The sequence below is a fragment of the Streptomyces sp. BPTC-684 genome, from assembly GCF_030028635.1.
Classification (GTDB): domain Bacteria; phylum Actinomycetota; class Actinomycetes; order Streptomycetales; family Streptomycetaceae; genus Streptomyces; species Streptomyces noboritoensis.
On sequence record NZ_CP124863.1, the window covers coordinates 3374137 to 3390798 of the forward strand.

13 protein-coding genes are annotated in these 16662 nt (G+C 74.2%); 5 read left to right on the forward strand and 8 right to left on the reverse strand.

The window, feature by feature from the left end; all coding sequences use genetic code 11:
* Window positions 1–71: 71 nt before the first annotated feature.
* Window positions 72–2624, reverse strand: a complete 2553-nt coding sequence (locus QIY60_RS15130) for a helicase C-terminal domain-containing protein (RefSeq protein ID WP_283142913.1) — start codon at window positions 2622–2624, stop codon at window positions 72–74.
* Window positions 2625–2705: 81 nt separating this feature from the next.
* On the opposite strand from QIY60_RS15130, the gene QIY60_RS15135 reads away from it, so the two are divergent.
* Together QIY60_RS15135 and QIY60_RS15140 are read left to right on the forward strand one after the other, a co-directional pair.
* Complete coding sequence (locus QIY60_RS15135) at window positions 2706–3701, forward strand: hypothetical protein (protein ID WP_283142914.1); 996 nt, start codon at window positions 2706–2708, stop codon at window positions 3699–3701.
* A 309-nt stretch (window positions 3702–4010) separates the two neighbouring features.
* Window positions 4011–4628 carry an HAD hydrolase-like protein gene (locus QIY60_RS15140; RefSeq protein ID WP_283142915.1) on the forward strand — a complete coding sequence of 206 codons (618 nt, stop codon included), beginning with the start codon at window positions 4011–4013 and terminating at the stop codon, window positions 4626–4628.
* Here the strand turns inward: QIY60_RS15140 and QIY60_RS15145 are convergent.
* Entirely contained in the window at window positions 4625–4885 is a 261-nt protein-coding gene (locus QIY60_RS15145; protein ID WP_283142916.1) for a hypothetical protein, read from the reverse strand. The genes QIY60_RS15140 and QIY60_RS15145 overlap by 4 nt on opposite strands.
* Window positions 4886–5058: 173 nt before the next feature.
* On the opposite strand from QIY60_RS15145, the gene QIY60_RS15150 reads away from it, so the two are divergent.
* Complete coding sequence (locus tag QIY60_RS15150) at window positions 5059–5442, forward strand: cold-shock protein (protein ID WP_067162767.1); 384 nt, start codon at window positions 5059–5061, stop codon at window positions 5440–5442.
* A 7-nt stretch (window positions 5443–5449) separates the two neighbouring features.
* Here QIY60_RS15150 and QIY60_RS15155 read toward each other — a convergent pair whose 3' ends face one another.
* The 4 genes from QIY60_RS15155 to QIY60_RS15170 are packed head-to-tail and all read right to left on the reverse strand — an operon-like array spanning window position 5450 to window position 8853.
* Window positions 5450–6340, reverse strand: a complete 891-nt coding sequence (locus tag QIY60_RS15155; RefSeq protein WP_283142917.1) for a 1,4-dihydroxy-6-naphthoate synthase — start codon at window positions 6338–6340, stop codon at window positions 5450–5452.
* On the reverse strand, window positions 6333–6971 hold the full coding sequence (locus QIY60_RS15160; protein WP_283142918.1) for a futalosine hydrolase: 639 nt from the start codon (window positions 6969–6971) through the stop codon (window positions 6333–6335). Before QIY60_RS15160 ends, QIY60_RS15155 begins: the two co-directional genes overlap by 8 nt.
* A gap of 13 nt (window positions 6972–6984) precedes the next feature.
* Window positions 6985–7479: a DUF2771 domain-containing protein gene (locus QIY60_RS15165; protein ID WP_283142919.1), complete on the reverse strand. Its 495-nt coding sequence runs from the start codon at window positions 7477–7479 to the stop codon at window positions 6985–6987.
* Between the two features lie 27 nt (window positions 7480–7506).
* Complete coding sequence (locus QIY60_RS15170; RefSeq protein WP_283142920.1) at window positions 7507–8853, reverse strand: MFS transporter; 1347 nt, start codon at window positions 8851–8853, stop codon at window positions 7507–7509.
* Between the two features lie 291 nt (window positions 8854–9144).
* Between QIY60_RS15170 and QIY60_RS15175 the strand changes: the two genes are divergently transcribed.
* Both QIY60_RS15175 and QIY60_RS15180 read left to right on the forward strand, forming a co-directional pair.
* On the forward strand, window positions 9145–10053 hold the full coding sequence (locus tag QIY60_RS15175; protein ID WP_283142921.1) for a DUF3027 domain-containing protein: 909 nt from the start codon (window positions 9145–9147) through the stop codon (window positions 10051–10053).
* 344 nt (window positions 10054–10397) lie between these two features.
* Window positions 10398–13526 carry a molecular chaperone Hsp90 gene (locus QIY60_RS15180; RefSeq protein WP_283142922.1) on the forward strand — a complete coding sequence of 1043 codons (3129 nt, stop codon included), beginning with the start codon at window positions 10398–10400 and terminating at the stop codon, window positions 13524–13526.
* 239 nt (window positions 13527–13765) lie between these two features.
* Here the strand turns inward: QIY60_RS15180 and QIY60_RS15185 are convergent, their stop codons facing one another.
* Both QIY60_RS15185 and QIY60_RS15190 read right to left on the reverse strand, forming a co-directional pair.
* Window positions 13766–16183: an HAD-IC family P-type ATPase gene (locus QIY60_RS15185; protein WP_283142923.1), complete on the reverse strand. Its 2418-nt coding sequence runs from the start codon at window positions 16181–16183 to the stop codon at window positions 13766–13768.
* A gap of 110 nt (window positions 16184–16293) precedes the next feature.
* Window positions 16294–16563, reverse strand: a complete 270-nt coding sequence (locus QIY60_RS15190) for a DUF2530 domain-containing protein (RefSeq protein WP_190088093.1) — start codon at window positions 16561–16563, stop codon at window positions 16294–16296.
* Window positions 16564–16662 lie beyond the last annotated feature (99 nt).

The window sequence follows — 16662 nt, forward strand, 5'->3', positions numbered from 1 at the left end:
GTACCTACATCCCTCCGCAGGTGCCAAACCTCCAGTGTGCCTCAGCCGGGCGTGGCCGGGGGACCGTCCGCTCAGGCCGGGTCGTCCGCCAGCTCCGCGACGCCCGTGATCCGGTGCAGGGGGTACGTGCGGACCTCGTCGGCCGTGTGGTCGTACGCCGTCACGAAACCGCCCTCCACCCGCACCGGTGCGATCACCCGCTGGCTGGCGGCGCCGTCCGCGTTGACGTAGCCGATCCACAGCGCCGAGCCGGTCATCACGGCGGCCTGCACGGTGGCCAGGGTCTCGGCGGCGGTGGTGCGCGGCAGCCCGCCCGGCTCGGCGGGGGCGGTGTGCGGCTGCTCCTTGCGGACGACCGTGGCGGCCTCGTCGCCCGCGCGGATCGCCCGGACCGCCGCGCCGAGCAGCGTCTCGTCGGGCAGCGGCGGGCCCTCCGGCACGGGTGCGGGGGCGGTACGGGGCGGGGTGCGGCGGGTGTCGGCGCGGGTGATCACCACATCGCCCTCGGCGGACTCGGCGGCCGGGGCGTAGCCCATCGCGCGCAGGCCTTCGAGGAGGGCGGCGGGGTCGGCCTGGGCGGCGAGGACCGTCGGGGCGAGCCGGCGCAGCCGCAGCCCGGCCGACCGCTTGTCCGCGACGATCTCGTCCAGGAGCGCGTCGTCGTCGCAGCGCACGTACGCCGAGGCGGCGCCGACCCTGAGGTGCCCGTGGCGGCGGGCCACGTCGTCGATGAGGTAGCTCAGCGGCTGCGGCACGGGCGTGGCGCTGTGCGCGGCCAGGAACGCGTGCAGGTCGGCGGCCGTCTGCCCGGCGTCGAGGGCGCGGCGCACGGAGGCGGGCGTGAACCGGTAGACGGTCGCGCCGCCCTTCGACTCGATGTCCGCGAGCACGTTCAGCGTCGCGGCGAGCGGCCGCCGCAGCGGGCCGGGCGCGACGGCGGTCAGGTCGGCCTGGAGCAGTACGTGGTCGACGGGCTCGGGCAGGTGCGGCGCGAGCGCGGCGGCGGCCGCGAGGCCGAGGAGTGGGGTGACGCCTGTACGGGAGGGGGCGTCGCCGCCCGTGGCGAGCAGCTCCCGGCCGTGCGCGGCCAGCGCGCCCCGGCCGGTCACGCCGAGCAACTCGGCCTCCGTCAGCGTCCATTGGGCCAGCCGGGGCCGCAGGTCCTCGGGGCCGGTGCGGGTCGGGTGCTCCCAGTGCAGCCGGGCGAGCAGCGTCTCGGGGTCGGGCGCGGTCCCTTCGGGCAGCCGCGCGAGCAGGGCGAGTACGCGGTGGCGCACCTCCGGGGCCGGGGAGCGGTCCAGATCGGGGCCGAGGGCCGCCAGGGTGCGGGCGCGGGCGTCCTGACCGCCGACCAGGCCGGGCGTACGGGTCGCGGTGAGCCACGCGGCGGCGAGCCGCGACCAGCGCTCGGCGGGCGGCAGGTCCAGCCAGCCGTCGTACGCGGGCGTCGGCGCGTACCGCTCGTCCGCCTCGCCGTCCGACGCCAACAGCCCGGCCGCGTAGGCCAGTTCGAGCCAGAAGGCGGCGGCCTGCTCGGTGGTGTCCAGGGCAGCGGCCGTCCGCTTCAGGTCGCGCACGCTCAGACCGCCCGCGCGCAGCACGGCGGGCCCGCCCTCGTTCCACTCGGCCAGCAGGTCCTCGACCATGGTCAGCGCGGTCAGCGCCTGACCGGCCGCCGCCGAGTCCACCACCTGCGGCCGGTACTCCTTCGCCGGCGCGACGGCGGGCGCCACCGGCTCGGGCGCCCGGTGCGCGCGCCCGGCGCGTAGATGCAGGGCGACCTCGCGCGGCAGGACGACCGTGCGCGCGGAGGTCGGCAGCAGCAGGCCGTGGTCGCGCAGCCAGCGCACCGGCGGCGCCGGATCCGCCGACACCTCTCCGTACGGCGGCCCCCACACCAGCCGGTCGAGCACCGCGAGCGCTTCCGGCGGGGCGGTGTCCAGGAGCGCCGACATCCGCGCCCGGTCGGTGAACAGCGAGGTCAGCGCGGCGACGGCGGAGACGGGGTCATGGGTGGCGGGCAGCCCGGCGGCCCGCAGGATCTCCTGCACCCGCCCCGGCGACATCCCGGCCGTGGCCTCGGCGACGGTCGGGCCGAGACCGGTGGGGGAGGGGTGCGTGGCGGAGGGTGCGAGCAGCTCGCGGGCGGTGCGCACGAGCCGCAACCGCTCGTCGGACCCCCACACGAGCGCCTGCTCCCGCAGCCCCGCGAGGGCCTTCGGCAGCGCACTTTCGACCGCCGTGTCGCCTTCGTCCCCCGCCAGCAGCGCGAGCAGTACGGGATACGGCGCCGGGTCCGGCGCCACGGCCAGGGCCTGCGCGGTCTGGAGCGCGAACCGGTCGAGCCGCTCAAGCGCCCGTACGACGGAGGCCCGCGTCCCGGCCCGGGTGGCCAGTTGGGTCAGGTCGTTCGGTACGGGAGTGAGCAGATCGGGCCGGGCGCGCAGCAGCGCGGCGAGAGAGGCGTCGGGGCGGGCGCGGAGGGCTTCGGCGAGGGTGCGGGGAGAGGGCGTGGGGGTGCCACGGTGCTCGGCGGCGGCCGCCCCGCTTGTTCCGCCCGCTTCGCCCGCTCCGGTCGTTCCTTCGGACACGTGCGCCTCCTGGTCGCGCTCGCCGGTCCCCATCCGCCCCACGGTAGCCGCTGCGCGCTACCGTCAGGGCAGGGAGGCGGCGGCGGGCCCCGGCGGGGCACGGAGGGGAACGGTGTGGGGATCGAGAGCGACCAGCTGGTCTACGACTATCTGAGCCGGGTCGGCGACCTGGCCCAGCAGCGGCAGCTGCCCTCGGCGGCGCGGATGCGGCTGGTGTCCTCGCTGCGCGACGAGATCGACCGCAGACGGGCGAAGTTCGGCAGCGACTCCCCGGCCGCGGTGCGCCGGATCCTGGGGCGGCTCGGTACGCCGGACGAGGTGGTGGAGTCGGTCGCGACGGGCGGGGCGTACGAGGCGCCGGCGGAGGTGGAGACGGCGGTCCGTGGGGTGCCGGGGCAGCGGGACGGGGGCCGGGGCCGCCGCGTCCAGTTCCCGCGCCCGCGCGCGTCGTCGCCCCCGCCGCCGCCCCCGTCGCAGACGGCCGCGTCCCCGCCGCACCTGGCGGGGATGGACGAACTCGGCCCGTCGGACGGTGAGCCGGACTGGTGGCGGATCGAGCCGGGGCCGATGGGCGGGATGCCGGGGGAGTCGGTGGCGGGGTTCGTGGGCGGGGTGGAGATTCCGGAGATACTGCGGCCGCCGGAGGAAGCGGTGGAGCGCGCGGAGCCTTCGGACGCGGAGCCCTCGGAGGCTTCGGAGACCGAGGATGATCCCCCGCCGCCCCGGGGTCCGAACTGGCGGGCCCTGCTTCCCGGCGCCACGGCCTCCCGGCGCTCCCTGACGAATCCCCTCCTGCTTCTGGCGGCCGCGCTGCTGGTGGTGGGCGCGGTTCTGGGCAACTGGCTCGCGCTGGGCGGGGGCTGGCTCCTGGCGTACGTGTCGCGCCGCCTGACTCCTGCGGAGACGAAGTGGGCGGTGTTGGGACTGCCGTCCCTGGCGGTGGTCGGGGGGCTGGTGTGGCTGTGGGGGCGCCAGAACGAGCGGTGGGGTGCGCCGATCGCCGAGGGGGCGATGGGGGATGCGGTGGCGGGGGTGTGGCCGTGGGTGGTGCGGGGCGCTGCGCTGTCGTCGGCGGCGTTCTTGGCGTGGCGCTCGCAGCGCCACCGGTGAGTCTTCCCCACCCCGCCCCTTCCCGAAAGCCCTGGGCGGGCGGCCGGGTGGTGGGTCGGGGCGGGCTGCCGGGGGCTTCGCCCCCGGACCCCCTCGCTTCGTCTGCGGACCGTGCTGGGTTGCTCGCGCAGTTCCCCGCGCCCCTAAAAGCGCCCCTTCGGGCCGCCCCCGGGGATTGCCGCGCAGCGGCATTTAAGGGGCGCGGGGAACTGCGCGAGCAACCCCCACCGGCCCGCAGACGAATCCCCGGCCGCCCGCCCGGGGCTTTAGGGAAGGGGCGGGGTGGGGGACTCACCCCACAATGGGGGCATGGCCTCGCGTACCGTCGGGTTCGATCTCGACATGACCCTCATCGACTCCCGCCCCGGCATCCACGCCTGCTACCGGCGACTGGCCGCGGACACCGGCACCCACATAGACGCCGACGCAGCCGTCAGCAGGCTCGGGCCCCCGCTGGAGTGGGAGCTGAGCCACTGGTTCCCCGAGGACCGCATCCCGGAGATGGCCGGGCGCTACCGCGAGCTGTACCCCACGTACGCCATCGAACCCACCCCCGCCCTCCCCGGCGCCGCCGACGCGATCCGCGCCGTCCAGGAGCTCGGCGGCCGCGCCATCGTGGTCACCGCCAAGAACCGGCCGCAGGCCGCCCTGCACCTCACCCACCTCGGCCTGGAGCCCGACGAGCTGATCGGCGGGCTGTGGGCGGAGGCCAAGGCCGAGGCGCTGCGCGCGCACGGCGCCTCGGTGTACGTCGGCGACCACACCGGCGACGTACGCGGCGCCCACACCGCGGGCGCGCTCTCCGTCGCCGTACCGACCGGCCCCATCGGCGCGGACGAGCTGCGCGCGGCGGGCGCGGACGTGGTCCTCGCCGACCTCACGGAGTTCCGCCCGTGGTGGAAGGCGTACACGGAGACGACGGACTAACCCGTCGCGCTCTCCGCTCGGCGCTGCGTCCGCACCGACGTCACCACGCCCGCCCCGGCGATCAGGAAGCCGACGCCCATCAGCATGCACACCGCGTACGCGACCGGCGGGAACGGCGTCGTGTGCAGGAACAGCGGCGCCACCGTGACCAGCGTGGCGAGCGCGCCGACGAAGAAGACGATGACACCGGCGCGAACCAGCCGGTCCCCGGTGTTCGACTCGTCCCTGGCCGAATTCGCTTGGGTTTCGTTACTCACTCGGTCAGGGTAGTTCCCTGCCCGTAAGGACCCGCCGGGACGTCTTGTCAGCAGCCTCTGGACCATTAGCCTTGGTGTCGGCGGGTCCGAAGGCGACCCGCTGCAGTGCTATCCAGAGCCGTTTTCGCGGCGATCCCGAGCACCCGACGACGAGTACGAGGACGAGGACAGACGTGCCTACCGGCAAGGTCAAATGGTTCAACAGCGAGAAGGGCTTCGGCTTTCTCTCCCGCGACGACGGCGGTGACGTCTTCGTCCACTCGTCCGTGCTCCCCTCCGGGGTGGAGACGCTCAAGCCCGGCCAGCGCGTCGAGTTCGGCGTGGTCGCGGGCCAGCGCGGTGACCAGGCTCTCTCGGTGACCGTCCTCGACCCGGCCCCCTCGGTCGCCGCGGCCCAGCGCCGCAAGCCCGACGAACTGGCCTCCATCGTCCAGGACCTGACGACGCTGCTCGAGAACATCACGCCGATGCTGGAGCGCGGCCGCTACCCCGACAAGGCGGCGGGCAAGAAGATCGCCGGACTGCTGCGGGCGGTGGCGGACCAGCTCGACGTCTAATCCACGTCTAATCCACGAAGCTGAGCGCGTCGCGGCCGAGCGGAGGCACCAGACCCTCGGCCGCGGCCCGCGTCAGCAGCCCGCGCACCGCCGCGTAGCCGTCCTCGCCCAGGTCGTGCGTGAACTCATTGACGTAGAGCCCGATGTGCTGGTCGGCCACCGCCGGGTCCATCTCCTGGGCGTGCTCCCGTACGTACGGCCGGGAGGCCTCCGGATCGTCCCAGGCCATGCGGACGGACGTGCGGATGACCTCGGCCAGCTCGCGCAGCCGCGCGGCGCCCAGCGAGCGGCGGGCGATGATCGCGCCCAGCGGGATGGGCAGCCCGGTCGTGGACTCCCAGTGCTCGCCCATGTCGGCGAGCGAGTGCAGCCCGTACTCCTGATAGGTGAACCGGGCCTCGTGGATGACGAGTCCGGCGTCGACCTTGCCGTCGCGCACGGCGGGCATGATCTCGTGGAACGGCATCACGACGACCTTGCCGACCCCGCCGGGCACCACGTCGGCGGCCCACAGCCGGAAGAGCAGATACGCCGTCGAGCGCTCGCTCGGCACGGCGACCGTCTTGCCGGTCAGGTCGAGCCGGGATGGGGGTCCCCCCTGCTCATTAAGAGCTTGGGGGAGAGTGAGGACGAGGGGCCCGCAGCCGCGACCCAGCGCGCCGCCGCAGGGCAGCAGCGCGTACTCGTCGAGGACCCACGGCAGTACGGCGTACGACACCTTCAGCACGTCGAAGTCGCTCTCGCCCGGACCCCGTTCGGCGATGCCGTTGGTGATGTCGATGTCCGCGAAGGTGACGTCGATGTCCGGCGCGCCGGGGACGCGGCCGTGCGCCCAGGCGTCGAAGACGAACGTGTCGTTGGGGCAGGGCGAGTAGGCGATGCGCAGCGGCTCAGTCATGACCGTTCCAACTCTCCAGTACGGGCGGGAGCTTCCCGAAAGCGTCGGTGAGTGCGCCGAGCGCGTCCCCGATCCGCCAGGCGGAACGGTCGCGCGGCCCCACGGCGTTGGAGACCGCCCGGATCTCCAGCGCGGGCACCCCCCGCTGCGCCGCGGCCTCCGCGACCCCGAACCCCTCCATCGCCTCGGCGGCGGCCCCGGGGTGGCGGGCGGCGAGCTCGGCGGCGCGGGCGGCGGTGCCGGTGACGGTGGAGACGGTGAGGACCGGCCCGTACGCGGCCCCGGTGGCGTCCGCGATCGCCCGCCCGAGCCGCCGCGGCGGCAGGTGCGCGGAGCGCCCGAACCCGAGCGCCTCGACATCCAGATAGCCGTCGGGCGTGTCGGCCCCGAGGTCGGCGGCGACGATCCGGGAGGCGACCACGAGAGAGCCGACGGGCGCGACGGGTGCGAACCCGCCCCCGATCCCGGCGGAGACGACGAGGTCGTACGGGATGCGGGCGAGCGCGGTGGCAGTGGCGGCGGCGGCCGCGGCGGGGCCGACCCCGCCGACCAGGACGTCGACGCCGTCCGGGCACGCCCTCGTGACCGCGTCCCGTTCGGCCGGGACGGCGGTCACGACGAGGACGCGCATGTCAGCCGTCGTCTCAGCTGTCGTCGCGCTTGAGCGTAAAGCTCCACACCGACTTGGGCTTGTTCTTGTCGTTGACCTGAATGATGTTGATCTTCTTGGTCTTGGGCGCGGCGCCCTGCCCGCCCGTCGCGAAGACGTCCGCGTTCGGGAACGAGCGGTACGTCTTGTTGGACGGCTCGGTGATCGGGTTGCCGTCGAGCACGGCGACCCACTTGTCGCCGTGCTCCACGACGTCCGGGTCCACGCCGAGACGCAGGGTCGAGCCCGGCGAGTAGCTGATGGTCTTCGACGTCTCCACGGCGCTGAGGCAGGTCGTGAGCTTTTCGTCGGTCAGCACCTTGCCGTCGTTGCGGCAGGAGGCCTCGGCGTTCACCGAGCTCGTCCCGACCGTCACGGTCGCGAGGGGCGTCGGCTTGTCGCAGGCGGAGAGGACGAGGAGGCCGACGGAGACAGCGCCCAGGGCGATGCCGGCCCGACGGGCCTTACCAGAGGTGAACGCAACGGTCATGAGCCGAAGGCTATCGGTCCCCCGAGATCACGCCACGCGCGGGTGTGGCGTGCCGCGCCGCGCGGAGCTCAGCAGCCCTCGTACGGACGTGGCCGCGCCGACCGCGAGCAGCCCCGCCGCGACCGACATCCCGACCACGCCGTTGAGCGGCAGCACGATCCCTATGGCACCGCCGAACACCCACGACATCTGGAGCACGGTCTCCGAGCGGGCGAACGCGGAGGTCCGCACCTCCTCGGGCACGTCGCGCTGGAGCATCGCGTCCAGGGACAGCTTCGCCAGCGCCTGGGTGAACCCGGCGGTCGCCCCGAGCACCGCCATCAGCACCCCGCTGAAGAACGCCGCCGCGCACACCGCAGCGCCGAGCGCGGCCGTCAGCGCCATCACGATGATGATCTCCGGGCCCCGGGAGCGCAGCAGCGAGCCCGCCGCCGTGCCCAGCGCGTTGCCGACGCCCGCCGAGACGCCGACCACGCCGAGCGAGACGGCGGCGCTCTGCCCGGCCAGCGGGTGCACGCGCAGCAGGAACGCCAGGAAGAAGATCAGGAAGCCGGAGAGGGAGCGCAGGGCCGCGTTGGCGATCAGCCCGTTCTGCACGGACGCGCCGACCGTGCGCAGCCCCGGTCTGCGCGCGCCGTGCTCGACCAGCTGGGCCTTCCGCTCGCCCTTGGCGGAGTCCACCTTGTGGTCCAGCGTGAACGCCAGGAACGTGCCCGCCACGAAGACGCAGAACGCCCCGTAGAGCGGCCACTGGGGCCCGATGTGCTGGAGCCCCGCACCGATCGGGGCCGCCGCGGCCGTCGCGAGCAGCCCGGCGAGCGTGACTCTCGAATTGGCTTTGACCAGCGAGAACCGTGGTGGCAGCAGCCGTGGCACGACCGCGCTGCGCACCACTCCGTACGCCTTCGACGCCACCAGGACGCCCAGGGCCGCCGGATACAGCTCCAGGCCGCCGGTGGCGACCGCGCCGGACATGGTCAGCGCCAGCAGCGCCCGCGCCAGCATCGCGCCCGCCATCGCGGCGCGCCGGCCGTGCGGCATCCGGTCGAGCAGCGGGCCGATCACGGGGGCCAGGAGGGTGAACGGGGCCATCGTGATCGCCAGGTACAGCGCGACCCGGCCGCGGGCCTGATCGGTCGGGACGGAGAAGAAGACGGTGGACGCCAGGGCCACGGTGATCATCACGTCGCCCGCGCCGTTCACCGCGTGCAGCTCGATGAGTTTGCCCAGGCCCGACTCACCGGCGCCGTGCGCGTGGGTCGCCCTTCTGATGGAACGGGCGGTTCCCGTGAAGGGCAGGTGCAGCGCTCGGCCGACCGTCCGCCCCGCCCTGCGGAGGGGACTGGCCTTGTCGGTGGACCTTGCGGTAGCCACCCAGTCATAGTGCCCCAACCCCGTACGACCATGACGTACCGACGGGGATTCGGACCGGCAGGTGGGCCGCGGGCCGGGAAGGGGGTAGCGTGACAGGCGCGCCGCCCGCGGCTGCTCATGGCCGCGCGCCTCTCCGCGATCCCGCAGAATGGATGGCGAAAGGCGCGCCCCTGATCAGCTCACGGCCCGGGCGCGGACGTCGACGCGGCCCCCTGGTCCGCTCCGTCCGCGACTCGTACGTACGCGGTCCCCGGCGCACCCGTGAGACGGCGTAGGAGAGAAGCGAGACCTGTGAGTGCTGCGACGACGCGAAGCCGTACCCCCGACCGCCTGTGCGCCGAAGCGGTCGACCTCGCCCGGGAGGCGGCCGAGGAGGCCGCGCACCCCGGTGTGGTCGGAGAGCACGTATCGGCGGTGGCCGAGGGCGACCGGGTCGTCACGCACTTCTTCGAGTGCAAGGAGCCGGGGTACCGGGGCTGGCGCTGGGCGGTGACCGTCGCGCGGGCCTCCCGCGCGAAGCTGGTCACCCTCGACGAGACGGTCCTGCTGCCCGGGCCTGACGCGCTGATGGCGCCCGAATGGGTGCCGTGGAGCGAGCGCCTGCGGCCGGGTGACATGGGCCCGGGCGACCTCCTGCCCACCGAGGCGGACGACCTGCGCCTGGAGCCCGGCTACAGCGGCGAGGACGCCCCGCCGCCCAACTCCGCCGTCTCCGAGGAGATGGCCGAGCGGGTCGAGGCGGAGGACGCGGAGCTGGTGTCCCGGCCCGGCACCTCGCGCGGCTCGATCGCGGCGCTGGCCGAGGAGCTCGGCATGCGCCGCGCCCGCGTGCTCTCGCGGTACGGCCTGCACGCGGCGGCGGACCGGTGGGACGAGTCCTTCGGCGCGAAGACGCCGATGGCGCAGGCCGCCCCGGCGTCGTGCGTGACGTGCGCCTTCCTGGTCCCGCTCGCCGGGTCCCTCCGCCAGGCCTTCGGCATCTGCGCGAACGAATTCGGTCCGGCGGACGGGCGTGTCGTGTCCCTTTCGTACGGCTGCGGCGGGCACTCGGAGGCGGCGGTCATGCCGAAGCCGCCGCGTCCGTCGCCGCCGGTCCTGGACACGCTGGGCGCGGACGCCCTGGCCTTGCGGCCTGCTGCGGACAGTGGGTCTGTGGAGGCGGCGGGGGATGCGGGCTCGGAGGACTTGGGCCACTCGTGAGGCCGGGGGTGAGAGCCCCCACCCCGCCCCTTCCCTAAACCCTCCGGGGGTGGGTGGGGGTGGAGGTGGCTCTCCCGGGGGCTACGCCCCCGGACCCCCTTGCGGGGCCTGCGGCCCCTGCACCCCGCTTCGGGGCTTCGCCCCCGGATCCCGTTCGTCTGCGGATCGTGCTGGGTTGCTCGCGCAGTTCCCCGCGCCCCTAGGTGGTCAGGGGCGCGGGGAACTGCGCGACCAGCCACGCACGGTCCGCAGACGGATCGGGGGCCCGGGGCGGAGCCCCGGCGGGGCCGGGCGCCGGGCGCCGGAATCCTCGACGCGGTACCTTCGGGCCGCAGGGTTTCCCGATGGCAGTGGACGGAGTGCGCGTGATCGTGAAGGCGACGGCGGTCGAAGGGGCCGACCCCTTCGGGACGGGCCGGCTCCGGCGCGGGGTCATCGACGCCTGGGCCGCCACCCCGGCCCGCTTCCGCGAGGACGCCAACGCCGAGGAGGACCTCGCCCTCGGCGGGTACAGAGACCGGCTCGTCGTCGAGCTCGCTCAGAACGCCGCCGACGCCGCCGCACGAGCGGGCGTGGCAGGGCGGCTCCGGCTCACCCTCCACCCCGGCGGCGGCCCCGGCGAACAGCCCGTCCTCGCCGCCGCCAACACCGGCGCCCCCCTCGACGCCACCGGCGTCGAATCCCTCTCCACCCTCCGCGCCTCCGCCAAGCGGCGCGACGCCGGAATCGCCGTCGGGCGGTTCGGCGTCGGGTTCGCCGCCGTGCTCGCCGTCAGCGACGAACCCGCCGTCGTCGGCCGCACCGGCGGCGTCCGCTGGTCGCTGGCCGAGGCCCGCGACCTGGCCGCCGAGGCCGCCCGCTTCAGCCCCGGCCTCGGCGACGAACTGCGCCGCCGCGACGGCCACGTACCCCTCCTGAGGCTCCCGCTGCCCGCCGAGGGCACGGCACCCGACGGGTACGACACCGTGGTCGTCCTGCCGCTGCGGGACGAGCCCGCCGAGGATCTCGTCCTGCGGCTCCTCGCCGCCGTCGACGACGCGCTGCTCCTCACCCTCCCCGGCCTCGTCGAGGTCATCGTCGAAACCCCCGACGGCTCGCGCGTGCTGCGCCGCTCCGAGCACGACGGGTACGTCCACATCGACGACACCCGGGATGGGCTCAACCGGTGGCGGGTCGCTGCCGACAGCGGGGCCCTCGGCGCCGAACTCCTCGCCGACCGGCCCGTCGAGGAGCGGCTGCGCCCGCACTGGTCGGTCACCTGGGCCGTGCCGGTGGACGAGGACGGGGCGCCCCAACGGCCCCGTACCGCCCCCGTCGTGCACGCCCCCACCCCCACCGACGAGCCCCTCGGCGTGCCCGCCCTGCTCATCGCGTCGCTGCCGCTGGACACCGCCCGCCGCCACCCCGCGCCGGGGCCGCTCACCGACTTCCTGGTGGAGCGCGCCGCCGACGCGTACGCCCGGCTGCTCGCCGACTGGCAGCCCGTGTCGACCGGCACCGTCGACCTCGTGCCCGGCCCGCTCGGGCGCGGCGAGCTGGACGGGGCGCTGCGCGCGGCGATCCTGGAGCGGCTGCCCCGGGTCGCCTTCCTCGCCCCGGCCGTGCCGTCCGAAGAGCTGCCCGCGCTGCGGCCGTTCGAGGCGGAGGTCGTGGAGGGGGCGGGCGCCGACACCGTACGGGTGCTGGCGGAAGTGCTGCCCACGCTGCTGCCCGCCGGGCTCGAACGCCGCGCCGAGCTGCGTACGCTCGGCGTCGGGCGGCTGCCGCTCGGCGACGCCATCGAGCGCATCGGCGGCGCCGAGCGCGCGCCCGAGTGGTGGTACCGGCTCTACGACACCCTGGCCGGCGTCGACCCCGACCGGCTCTCCGGACTGCCGGTGCCGCTCGCGGACGGGCGTACGGCGGTCGGGCCCCGGCAGATCCTGCTGCCCCTGTCCGACACCCCCGCCGACCTCGGCCGACTCGGCCTGAAGGTCGCGCACGCCGACGCCACGCACCCCTTGCTGGAGAAGCTGGGAGCCCTCCCGGCCACCCCCCGGGCCGTCCTGACGACGCCTCAGGTGCGGGCCGCCGTCGCCGCCTCCCTCGACGGCGGGGAGATCTGGGACGAGGACGCGCTCGACGCCGACGAACTCGCCGAGACCGTACTGGCGTTGGTGCGCGACGCCGCCCTTGAGCCCGGCGACGAGCCGTGGCTCGGCGCGCTCGCCCTGCCCGACGAGGACGGCGAGCTCGCCCCCGCCGGTGAACTCGTGCTGCCCGGCAGCCCGTTCGCCTCCGTCATCCGCTCCGGCGAGCTCGCCGAGGTCGACGCGGAGCTCGCGGGCCGCTGGGGCGAGCAGCCGCTGGCCGCCTGCGGCGTCCTGGCGAACTTCGCCCTGGTCCGGGCCACCGACGTGGTCCTCGACCCGGACGAACTGGAGCCCCGCGACGGCGACTTCGCCGAGCCCGACGACGCCGGGCTGCTCGACGCGGTCGACGTGTGGTGCGAGGACGTACTCGACCGACTGCCGCACACCCCCGTACCGCCGGTGGCCACCGAGATCGTGGCGGTACGGGACCTGGACCTCGTCGACGACGACGCCTGGCCGCAGGCCCTCGCGATGCTCGCCCAGCCGCCGCTGCGGGACGCGCTGACCCAGCCCGTGCGGATCCTGCTGCCGGACGGCACGACGGAGACGGTCCGCCCGTACACGGCGTGGTGGCTGCGCGGCCACCCCGTCCTCGGCGGGCGCCGCCCGGCGGGCCTGCGGGCGGCCGGGTCCGATCCGCTCCTTTCCGGTCTGTACGAGTCGGCCGACGCGACCGGGTTCGACGACGAGCAGGTGCTGCGGGCGCTCGGCGTACGTACATCGGTGGCGGCGCTGCTCGACGAGCCGGGCGGCGCGGCCGAGCTCCTGGCCCGCCTCGCGGACCCCGACCGCCCGGTCTCGGACGCCCAACTCCACGCCCTCTACACGGCGCTGGCCGACCTCGACCCCGAGCAGGTGACGCTGCCGGACGAGCTGCGGGCGGTGCTCGACGGGTCGGTGCGGGTGGTGGACGCGGGCGACGCGGTGGTGGCGGACGCGCCGGATCTGCTGCCGCTGACGTCCGGGGTGCCGCTGCTGCCCGTCGCCCCGTCGCGGGCGGCCGACCTGGCGGACCTGCTACAGGTGCGCCGTCTCGGCGAGTCGGTGACGGCGGAGGTGACGTCGGTCGGGACGGAACACGAGGTCCCGGAGGCGGTGCGGGTCCTGCTGGGCCCGGCTACCCCTTCGACGTACGTCGAGCACGAGGAGCTGCTGGCGGGCGGGGTCGAACTCGACTGGCGCCGGGCTCCCGACGGCAAGGTCCACGCGGCGACCCTGGAGGGGGTCGCGGCGGCCCTCGCCTGGGCGGCGGGGCAGTGGCCGCGGCGCTTCGAGGTGGCGGCGCTGCTGGAGGACCCGTCGCGGACGCCGGAACTGTCCCGAGCGCGCTGGTTCGACTAGGGGGTGAGCCCCCACCCCGCCCCTTCCCGAAACCCTCCGGGGGTGGGTGGGGGCTGAGGACGGCTCTCCCGAGGGCTGCGCCCCCGGACCCCGTTCGTCTGCGGATCGTGCTGGGTTGCTCGCGCAGTTCCCCGCGCCCCTAGTGGGCGCCCCGAAAGGGCGCATTTAAGGGGCGCGGGGAACTGCGCGACCAGCCACAGACGGCCCGCAGACGAACCCCGGGCCAAAACGTGGCGCGGCTACGCCGGGAACCTCCGGTCCACCCACCTCCACGCGACCTCCAGCAACCCCGCCCCCACCACCGCGATCCCCACCGCGGCCCACGGCAACGTCGTCCCCACCAGCTTCAGGGCGAAGAAGGTCTGGAGCCACGGGACCGCCAGGACCAGCAAGAAGGCCGCGGCCATCGACAGGACCAGGCAGATCCGCCACCACGTGTACGGGCGGGCGATGATCGCCAGGACCCACATCGAGACCAGGAACAGCGTCAGCGTCGCCGCGCTGGTCTCCGCCTCCCGCGCCCCGTCCCCGACGTAGTAGTGCCGTGCCAGCAAGTACGTCGCGAACGTCGTCACCGCCGCGATCACCCCGCCGGGCACGGCGTACCGCATCACCCGCCGTACGAAGTGCGGCTTCGCCCGTTCCGTATTCGGCGCCAGGGCCAGGAAGAACGCCGGGATGCCGATCGTCAGCGTGGACAGCAGCGTCAAGTGGCGCGGCAGGAACAGGTATTCCACCTGGGTGCAGACGACCAGCAGGGCGAGCAGCACCGAGTAGACCGTTTTGACCAGGAACAGCGTCGCCACCCGCGTGATGTTGCCGATCACCCGGCGCCCCTCCGCCACCACCGACGGCAGCGTCGCGAAGCTGTTGTTGAGGAGGACGATCTGCGCGACCGCCCGCGTCGCCTCCGAGCCCGACCCCATCGAGACGCCGATGTCCGCGTCCTTCAGCGCCAGGACGTCGTTGACGCCGTCCCCCGTCATCGCCACCGTGTGCCCGCGCGACTGCAGCGCCGCCACCATGTCCCGCTTCTGCTGGGGAGTCACGCGGCCGAAGACGGCGTTGGAGTCCAGGACCGTCGCCATCTCCGCCTGGTCGACCGGCAACTTCCGCGCGTCCACCGTGTTCTCCGCGCCCGGCAGGCCCAGCTTCCCCGCCACCGCGCCCACCGACACCGCGTTGTCACCGGAGATGACCTTCGCGTGGACGTTCTGCTCCTCGAAGTAGCGCAGGGTGTCACCCGCGTCGGGGCGCAGCCGCTGTTCGAGGACGACCAGCGCCGTCGCCCGCGCGTCCGCCGCGACCTGCGGGTCGTCCAGCTCGCGCCGGGCCCGGGCGAGCAGCAGGACCCGCAGCCCCTGCTCGTTCAGCCCGTCGATCTCCGCGAGCGACGGGTCGCCCGGCGGCAGCAGTACGTCCGGCGCGCCGAGCAGCCACGTCGAGTTCTCCCCGTCCCCCTCGCTGAACGCCGCCCCGCTGTACTTGCGCGCCGACGAGAACGGCAGCGACTCCCTGCACCGCCACTCCTCGCTGTCCGGATACGCGTCGATGATCGCCTGGAGCGACGCGTTCGGACGCGGGTCGGACTCGCCGAGGGCGCCGAGCACCTTGCGTACGTACGCCTCGTCCGCGCCCCCCAGCGGCCGCAGCTCCGTGACGTCCATGCCGCCCTCGGTGAGCGTGCCCGTCTTGTCGAGGCACACCACGTCCACGCGCGCGAGGCCCTCGATCGCCGGGAGCTCCTGCACCAGGCACTGCTTGCGGCCGAGCCGGATCACCCCGATCGCGAAGGCCACCGAAGTGAGCAGGACGAGACCCTCGGGGATCATCGGGACGATGCCGCCCACCGTGTACGCCACGGACTGCTTGAAGTTGTCGTCCTTGACCACGAGCTGGCTGATGACCAGGCCTATGGAGGTCGGGACCATCAGCCACGTCACGTACTTGAGGATCATCGAGATGCCCGAGCGCAGCTCGGAGTGGACCAGCGTGAAGCGGCTGGCCTCCTCCGCGAGCTGCGCCGCGTACGCCTCGCGCCCGACCTTGGTCGCGGTGAACGCGCCGCCGCCCGCGACCACGAACGACCCGGACATCATCCGGTCGCCGGGCTTCTTCAGTACGGGGTCGGCCTCACCGGTGAGCAGCGACTCGTCGACCTCCAGGCCGTCGGTCTCGACCACCTCGCCGTCGACCACCACCTTGTCGCCGGGGCCGAGCTCCACCAGGTCGCCGAGGACGATCTCGGACGTGGAGATCTCGGCGGCGACCCCGTCGCGCCGGACCGTCGGCTTGGCCTCGCCGATGACCGCGAGCCCGTCCAGGGTCTTCTTGGCGCGCAGCTCCTGGATGATGCCGATGCCCGTGTTCGCGATGATCACGAAGCCGAAGAGGCTGTCCTGGAGCGGCGCCACGAAGAGCATGATCAGCCAGAGGATGCCGATGATCGCGTTGAAGCGGGTGAAGACGTTGGCGCGGACGATCTCGGCGGTGGAGCGGCTGCTGCGCACCGGTACGTCGTTGACCTCGCCCCGGGCGACGCGTTCGGCGACTTCGGCGGTGGTCAGGCCGGTGGCCCGGCCGGACGCCACGGGCGGCGGCACGGGGTGGACGGGGTCGAGTTCCGCCCCGGCGTCGATATTGGCGCGCTGCGTCATGTTTTCGACGGTACGGGGGGAATTCCCGCTTCACCTGCCGGGAAGGTCGAACATCAGACCCAGGGAGGAGACGAATGGTCCTCTGGCGGTACGACTCGGAGGGGCTGCTCCTACCGGCTCTCCGCCTCCGCCTGCTCCGCCGCGTGCCGCTTTAGGGCCGCGTCGCGCCCCCGTACGTACCAGATGCCGATCAGGCCCAGACCGCCGCCGGCCAGGCAGGTCCACACCCACCACAGGTGTCCGTGGTCGTCGAACCAGCCGTAGAACGGCAGCTGGACGAGGAAGAGGACGAACCAGAGGATCGTGCCGCCGGTGATGGTGGCGACGACGGGCCCTTCCAGGGGCTCCGGCGCCTCGTGCTTGGGTGTCCACTTCGCCATGCGATCAGTGTAAGGGGAGGGGTTGGGCGCTCCATCGGGACTCTCTCAGCCCAGGCGCCCCTTGTGTCTACGCGCGGAGATAGCGATCTTCGCCTTATG